Here is a 1,276-nt window from a genome sequence, read left to right as displayed (position 1 = left end):
GCAGAAAGGGCAACCGAAGAAACGAGAATAGATTTCACAAACTTATTTTTATTCATGGTAATTCAAATTTTTGGGTTTAACTGCACACATCTTACCAGAATCCCCACTTATGTAAGAGGGGCTTCGTTTAGAAATTCATGACTCAAGGTCATTTCGCAGTGTTGTGTTTTTTAATAAATGCAGACGAATAGCCGAGCAACTTTACTTTATCCAGTGTGGCTTGCGTCAGGGAATAGTCAGTAAATGGACCCAATAACAAGCGATAAGACTCTTTCGCGTTTTCCAAGAAAGTTTCGGTATCCAGCTTTTGACCAAGCTCTGCGCCTAAAGTTCGTGCGCGATCTTCATTTTTTGAAGATGCGACTTGAATGACGTACTTTGGGTGAGATTCTAGCGACTTTTGATCGGTAGGTTTCTCTACGCTGATAACTTCGATTTCAACATTCGCCGTTCCTGTTTTTATGACATCCAATTTATGCGCAGCGGCGTAGCTCAAGTCGATGATACGGCCATCGTGAAACGGACCTCGGTCATTTACTCGAACGACTGTGGTTTTGCCATTGTCGGTGTTGGTCACTTTCACATAGCTTGGTAACGGTAGCGTTTTATGCGCAGCCGTCATGGAGTACATGTCGTAGATTTCACCGTTAGATGTCAAATGCCCCTGGAACTTTTTACCGTACCAAGATGCACGACCTTTTTCAGTAAACCCTTTTGCGTCGCGAACGATCTTGTAATCATTACCGCGCAAGTGGTAATCGGTATTACCGCCTAGGCTGTAAGGTTCGTATTTGGGATGCGCATCCTCGATGTGTTCGACTGAAAGCGGTGTATCAGGTGCTACATCGGATTCAAGTTCGTAACGGCCTTCTTGTGTCTTTTGGCTGGTGGATGAACAACCAGCCAAAATCAGTGCAGAAAAAACTAAGGAATATAAAGCGCGTTTTTGCATGTCTAGGTCGCCTTAGAGAATGCTTTTCGGTGCGTATGAATCGACATCAAAATACCAAAACCAGCCATTAGGGTCACCATCGAGGTGCCGCCGTAGCTGATCAGTGGTAACGGTACTCCTACAACAGGTAGGATGCCACTCACCATGCCGATATTTACAAAAATATACACGAAGAAGCTGAGTACAATACTGCCTGCCATCATTCGTCCAAACGCGGTTTGTGCTTGGCTAGCAAGGTACAAACCTCGACCAATAATGAAGAGATAGATGGCTAATAGGCAAAGGAAGCCAATCATACCCCATTCCTCAGCAATTACTGCAAAG

At 44.4% G+C, this 1,276-nt stretch carries 2 protein-coding genes; both read right to left on the bottom strand.

Going from position 1 to position 1,276, the window contains the following annotated elements; all coding sequences use genetic code 11:
* Nucleotides 1-148 precede the first annotated feature (148 nt).
* Nucleotides 149-952, bottom strand: coding sequence for a septal ring lytic transglycosylase RlpA family protein (locus tag R7P67_RS24890; RefSeq protein WP_005483406.1), 804 nt, complete (start codon nt 950-952; stop codon nt 149-151).
* A 2-nt stretch (nt 953-954) separates the two neighbouring features.
* A partial coding sequence (locus R7P67_RS24885) for an FtsW/RodA/SpoVE family cell cycle protein (protein ID WP_318086328.1) occupies nt 955-1,276 on the bottom strand: 322 nt, incomplete at its 5' end.

Source organism: Vibrio sp. Vb0937, from assembly GCF_033338855.1.
The sequence above is the reverse complement of the archived record's forward strand: the minus strand, read 5'-3'. Positions and strand labels throughout refer to the sequence as shown.

Bases quoted from the DNA above. Each gene is read 5' to 3' on its own strand.
- R7P67_RS24890 (WP_005483406.1), bottom strand. From the start codon at position 952: ATGCAAAAACGCGCTTTATATTCCTTAGTTTTTTCTGCACTGATTTTG.